The following is a 6,449-nucleotide window of genomic DNA, read 5'->3' on the forward strand; positions in this document are numbered from 1 at the left end:
GCAACCAAGATCGACATCTTCGGCCACCTTCGGCGGGGGTGGCGTCGAATCTGACCCGCCCGAACCAGGGGTTCAACATCTGGTCACCCCGCGCGTGTCGACCTGCCTCGCTCCGCTCATACGGATGGTCGGTCCGACCAGCGATCACAGGCAGCCAATACCACGCGACCACCCATGTGTGTTGTATCCATCCGTGATCGCTGCGGTAAGAAGCGCCAGCGATCAAGCCGGCCGTAGGCGGCGGTTCTGGCGCCGAACGTCCCGATCGGTGCCCACGACCAGCACGGTGCTGTCGCTCGGCCAAGACTCGATCCGCTGCTCGCCGTTGACGTACCGCACCACGAACGAGCGGTAGGCGCCATGGTCGGTGCCTTCGGAGATGATCGTTCGGATCCCACTGGCTCCGATGACGTGCCCAGGGCGCAGGTCCGGGACCGGCACGTGGCTGCCGGCGGGAATGGCGGCTGAGCGCCTGCGGGCGGTGGTCACGTTCCCACGGTGCCCCAAACCGGTCGAGATGACCAGATAGGCGCAACCGAAGTTGGTGGCGCTGACGAGAGGGCCTCGGGCCGGTTGTCATCAAAGCGCCGATCCGTCAGACGCCGTCGCATTAGCCTGCAACTGTGAGCGAGCACACCGGACCCGTCCCGAGTCGGGGTGTTCCCCCAGGGCCCAATACGACAGGCAAACGCCGCCGTTGGCTACGGTTCGCGCTGATCGGTGCCGCGGTCGTTGCACTACTTCTCGTCGCCGACTGGTACGAACGCAACCGGGAGATGGATCACCTCCTCGACGCTATGCATCGGTCCGAGACAGCGATGGAGCGTTTCAAGACCGACCTCTCAGACGACGTCACCCCATACGTCAATGAGTGCTCGTCATCAGGGCCAATCACATCGACGGACTGTCAGGCTCTCAACCAGACCGTTCGCACCCAAATCTCCGCATCAGCCGCATCCGATCTCGTTAACCTCCAAACGTCTGGGGCGGACGTTCAACATGTCGGTGTGCTGCCGTGGCACGGCGCCCTCCGAGATGCACGTGCCGCGTACGGCGAACACAACAAGGCGTGGCTGTCGGTCGTCACCAAGACGATCTCAAACCCAGCCGCCGCGTTCGACAAGGCGGCCAATGCAAACATCGACGCGACGTTCCAGACCGCACACCACCGGTTCGACGAAGCGGTACCGCCCTTCGCCCTGTTCCATCTCCAGCATCGCGTGGACGCGATCTTCGCCTCTTGAGCGCGGGATAACGCGGAGGTGCGGGAACCAGCCACCTCGTCTCGAACCCGATGGAAGGATGAGGCCGTGGAGTACTACGACCGGCTCGGAACGCCATCACTGGCCCTTTCGGGCGATCGCCCCGACCTCTCCAGGCTTCAGCGACTCCTCCCGAGCGGACCTGACGGGTGGGACATCCTCGACATGCTGACCAAGTGGCCGACTAGCATTGCCATCCAGCCGCGCATCAGACAGCCCGACTGGGATCAGGGCACACTGTTGGTCGCAGGACACCTGACGACCGACGAAGATGCCTGGATCGGCGATCGGCCCGCAGTCCTCGTGCTCGACGCCGGCGGTGGCCACGTTCACGTCGACTTGGGGGATTACGACGGCCAGTGCCCGCCGCTAGGTGACCATGGTTGGTTCATCGTCAACGTCGAGGACGGCGATGTCCCCTGGTGCAGTGTCCCCGAGGTGCGCGTGCCACGTCTGGCGGGTGACCTGGCCTACGCCGAGGCGAATCCTGAGGCTTTGAGGATCCCGGACTACGGGTTCGACCAACTCACGAACTTCGTGATCTCCAGAACCAACATGGCACTAGCGAAGCGGGTGAAGATCTCCGACGAGTCCACTGAGTCCACTGGGCCTGACGACTTCTTCCGCGAGGACCTCTACGAGGCCCACCGAGGCGTCACGAGCGCCTGGGAGAGCCAGAGCATTCGCCGGCTGTCGGAGTCATTGCTCGGCCTGGACGACTGGGTCGTGGAGCAGGAACTCGCGTGGTTGGCGAGTCTCCCGGATCAACCGAACGCCGAAGAGTAGAGCGCTGGCACCGCTGGGAGCGGACGTAGAGATCCCTAGCACGACCCGAGTTGGCGTCGGGACGGGCAGGACGCCCCGAGATCCGGAGCCCTTCGAGGGGTCATGGGTGTCGCCGGAGGTGGCGACGCGGCATATGGTCCAGATCATCCATGCCTAGATTCGAAGAACCATTTCCATCGGCTTTTTCCTGCCTCCAAGCGTCGCTGGCGCAGGAGCGCACGCACCGGTCGCGACAACAGCAGTGTATAAGGTCGGCGGATTCCTTCGGCCGTAAGAACGGCTGCTCCTTCCGGCAATGATAGGCCGCGGTTCGAGTGTTCCTCGCGCACGATCGCGAGAGCGTCTTCGTGACTCATTCGAAACTTTCCCCGAATGCGCTCTTCTGACGCCAAATAAGCCTCCTCATAGCGACGCAGGAACCCTCGTTCCCGAGAGAGCCGCTCCGCGCCTTCTTGCGTCAAGACCCCAAACTCGTCGGGGTCCGAAAATTCCGAGGGCGGTAATTGACCGTCGCCCTTGGGCGGCTCATCCTCAAAGTTGTCGTTCACTCAACGCTCCCGACCTATAACCAGATCGTCTCTTCAACGACGTAATATCCCGCAGGCTCGTCCCACTTCCTGCAAATAACATTACAATTCTCTTTGAAAGCACGGAAAATGTGCCGATCTTCAAACATTGCGCCAACAATGTAAGTCGTATGCATGCTGTGGATCCACTTACGATACCTCATGATCGTTTCGTCGATCCGCATCGTACCTCCATATGAACCTAAGTATCGGAACCTGCGGATCTTCCCAAACGTGTGCCCGCGGATCTTCCTGGTACTTATCATCGTCCAGACTCGATCTACGTAGTAGTGGCCGTCCTCGTCGCTCGACGGACGCTTCCCGGAAAGGTCGTCGTTTCCGATGGGGTCTTGCGGGTAGACATAGTTATTCGCGTTGGCATTTGCGATGGGATCGACGGAAAGGAATCGACCGGTTGCTGGATTATAGAGACGGGCACCCATTATTAATGTGCCGCCCAATGCGTCATTGGATCGCATATTTGCACCCAGCCAACCGTAAGGAGAAATCTCCTTCGAAACGTTTCGCGGTGCTCCGAACTCGGTACTTTCGGCGAAACTGGACAGTACATCCGCCTCAGACCCGTCCAGGGGGACCTCTGCCACGATGTCGCCGTCGAGGTCCTGCAACGCAACCTTTGCAACCCCCAGGTTTGAGACCGATGCCGCAAGGCTACCGTTGATACCTGGCACGTACGCTGTCCAGGAAGACGTTGCATCTCCGGACACCGTGGTGTCAGTCCACGCAGGAACGTCACTGTTGTCGTCATAATGCCTTGTCATGACGGTTGTACTCGTCGTGGGGCTTCCGACGCTAATGGTCGTCTTGCTAAAGCGATCTTGCTGCACGTCGATATCAAACGCGGCCGTCTGTTTCGTTACTCCCGTCCCCTGTGCTTGGGTCGCGACCAGGTCATTGTTGAGATACGTAATCGAGAGTTGGCCTGTGGCGGAGGCATGCGTCGCTGTGCCGATAGCATCGTTGGACGGGACGGTCAGCGTGCGGCCCATCGGGTCGTAGCAGTACGTGCCAGTTCCGGTGACGGTGTCGCATGTACCGGTGATTCGGTCTGCCTCATTGAAGGTCGAGGTGACAGTCGTCGCCGATGTGGTGGTTGAGCAGGTGCCCCCCGCGCCAGCCGGGTATGTGGCCAGGCTGGTGCGGTTGGAGTGCTGGTCGAACCCGTACTGGCGCGTGGTGCAACTACTGCCGCTGCCGCTGATGGCCGGTCCAACGGTGTCTTGGACCTGGACTAGGCGTCCGGCGTGGTCATAAGCGAAGGTCTGGGAGGAAGCAGTCTGACCGGCAACGCTACTCGATCTGGTCGCGATTCGTCCGAAGGCGTCTGCTCTGTGGGTGAAGGCCATCCACGTCGTTGCACCATTCGCGTACGTCAGGCCGATCTCATCTCCGGTATTGTCGTAGCGGCCGGTTGCGGTCACGCCATTAGGGAAGCCCTCGGTGCTCTGGACGCCATCGAGGTTGTAGGAGGCAGTGAACCCAAACTCCGCCGTTGCACTGAGATCGAGATTGCCGTCTGTGACCGTTCCGGTGTGTCCGAGGCTGTCGGTAGATACCGGGGCACCAGCATGCCGCTGGACCGTGACCAGACCGCGATGCTCGCTGGAGTTATCGTAGGTCCAGGTGGTCGCGCCCTTCGCATCTACGCGAGAGACCACTCGGCCATCGATGTCGTAGCCGGTGTAGGTCTTGTCGCCTGTGGCGTCTTTGTAGAGCGACACCTGCCCCGCAAGATCGTAACTCGTTGTGATCGACTTCTGGCTGGTGCCCGAACCAGTGCTCTGCGACGTCTGGCGACCGGTAGACGGATCGTAGGCGTAGGACACATCATCGACCGGTTGGCTGCCAGAGACGTGCGCTGTAGTTACCGACGTCTGGATCACTCGTTCGGCTGCGTCGTAGACGGTGCTCGTGGTCCGGGTGGGTGCGGTGGGTCCGCCGGTGCCGTCACTGGTGAAAGTCTCGACTCTGCTGGTCGGGTTCCCATAGAAGTCGTAGACCGTGACAGTCGTCGGAAGCGGGCTGCCCGCCGTGGTGCCGCTGGGCTGGCCGCCAGGGGCCGACTTGCAGACCAGGCCCGCTGCGGTTGGGGAGACGCAGTCCCCACTCCCAGTAGCGGAGTAGTAGGTCGTCTTGGTAGTACGTGGGCTGGTTCCGTTGGCGTCTGCGGTGGTGGCGCCTGGCAGTCGCTGTTCAATGAGGCGGCCGTCCGCGTCATAGATGGACTTAGTTACGAGATCATTCGACGACGGCGCCGAACCCATCTGGACAGTCGAGGTGGTCGCGAGGCCGAGGTCCCAGCCCTTGGTGGCCATGCCACCAATAGCGTCGTAGCCGGTGTGAACGATGCTAACGTCGGCATCTGTCGTGACGTCCGACTGCACTGCTGTATTGGTGTCGTACGCAGTGGTCGTCACAGTCGTCGGCAGCCGGTACGCCGTTCCGCTGACCGCGACGTCACCGTTCGGGGCGCCCTCGTCATAGACCGTGCTCACGTGGACACGTCCGTCGATGGTGCTGCCATTGGCCAACTTGATGGGGTGTGTGGGTCCGTAGGTGTCGGTGACCTCCGAAGGGTCGGCCGGATTGTAGGCCGTTGTGGAAGCGAGCAGGTTCGCCCGGTCTGCCTGGCTGGTCATGGCGGCTACAGCCGCGTCAGTGTCGGAGTTGGGCGAGAGCGCCTGGGCACGGTTGCCGGCTGAGAGTTGCCAGACGGTGTTGCCGTTGGAGTCGTACTGGGTGCTGTCGATCAGCCAGTGATCGTTCGCCGACGCAGCGCCGTAGGTGGCGGAGTTTGTTTCGCGGCCGTTGACGTCGAGGAAGTGCAGTGTGGCGTATTTCCAGTCGCTCGCAGCGACGGTGTCCTTAGTCGTGCCGGCCGGGACATGGTCGGGCTCGAAGATCGCGGTACCGCTCCCCGGCGACGGCACGCTGCGAGTCTGCCCCCACGACGCAGTGGCAGTCAGGTCGGGATAGTCGACGCCGGTGAGACTGTTTGGCAGGTCATAAACAATAGTGGTGGTTGCAGTCGTGTCACTGACCCCGGAAATGGGATTGCCGACCGGAACGGTGCGCTGCACCTTGCTCACCCGGTACGCACTGTCGTAGAAGAGGGTCCAGGTGCGCTCACCAGGAGGGGTGATCGTAGAGAGTCGTGAGGTGCCATCGTACGAGTACGTCGTCTTGAGAGCCTGGCCGACCAGCCCGGTTCGCGGGTCCCACGCTTCGGTCAGGTATCCAGCGCTGTTGTAGGTGTACTGGGCGACGGTCTTCTGGTTGGAAAGGCCGCTGGTTTGCGGAAGGGAGGCCCGCACGTCAAGAAGCCGGACCGTCCCGGCAGCCGTGCCGACTGGTGTCCCGTAATCCAGGACCAGGGAGCGACAGCCGGGCGTGGTGTCCGCGTTGGCGTCGGTACATGTCACGTTGGCGGGGACTGGAGCGAGGATCCGCTTGACCAGGCCGTTCAACGCACCGCTGGTGTAGTACCCAAAGGTGCTTTGCGTACGCGAGCCCGGCTCAGTGACAGAGGTGCTTTGCCACGTGCTTCCCGACTGGGTGAAGGTAGTGACCGTGCCGTCGGAGTCGGTCATCGCGATCGAACTGGTACCGGTGGTCGGGACGGTCATCGTGACGACAACGCCATCGCCGGCGGCGTCGGCGACACCCGCGTACGTGGTGGTCGTGCCGGACGCGGTGACGGACGAACCGATGGCTTGGTAAACGTTCGTAAACCCGTTGGTGTCGGTGAAGGTCAGGTAGCCCTGCGTGTGATGATCGGCTACCGTCCATGCGCCCTCACCCGCGTCGGGGCCAT

At 62.1% G+C, this 6,449-nt stretch carries 5 protein-coding genes; 2 read left to right on the top strand and 3 right to left on the bottom strand.

Annotation, left to right across the window (positions count from 1 at the left end):
* Positions 1 to 222: 222 nt before the first annotated feature.
* Positions 223 to 489 (bottom strand): hypothetical protein, encoded by a 267-nt coding sequence (locus ACYQ1K_RS26270; protein ID WP_459986536.1) that lies wholly within the window; start codon positions 487 to 489, stop codon positions 223 to 225.
* 134 nt (positions 490 to 623) lie between these two features.
* On the opposite strand from ACYQ1K_RS26270, the gene ACYQ1K_RS26275 reads away from it, so the two are divergent.
* Together ACYQ1K_RS26275 and ACYQ1K_RS26280 are read left to right on the top strand one after the other, a co-directional pair.
* Positions 624 to 1,244, top strand: a complete 621-nt coding sequence (locus ACYQ1K_RS26275) for a hypothetical protein (RefSeq protein ID WP_459986537.1) — start codon at positions 624 to 626, stop codon at positions 1,242 to 1,244.
* 66 nt (positions 1,245 to 1,310) lie between these two features.
* The gene (locus ACYQ1K_RS26280; protein ID WP_459986538.1) at positions 1,311 to 2,048 is read left to right on the top strand and encodes a hypothetical protein; all 738 of its coding nucleotides are present in this window, start codon (positions 1,311 to 1,313) and stop codon (positions 2,046 to 2,048) included.
* 143 nt (positions 2,049 to 2,191) lie between these two features.
* Here ACYQ1K_RS26280 and ACYQ1K_RS26285 read toward each other — a convergent pair whose 3' ends face one another.
* A complete protein-coding gene (locus ACYQ1K_RS26285; protein WP_459986540.1) occupies positions 2,192 to 2,596 on the bottom strand; it encodes a hypothetical protein in 405 nt (134 codons plus the stop codon).
* Between the two features lie 14 nt (positions 2,597 to 2,610).
* Positions 2,611 to 6,449, bottom strand: a 3,839-nt coding sequence (locus tag ACYQ1K_RS26290) for an RHS repeat protein (RefSeq protein WP_459986542.1), incomplete at its 5' end; no start/stop codon positions are given.

This window comes from Nocardioides sp. AN3, assembly GCF_054653495.1.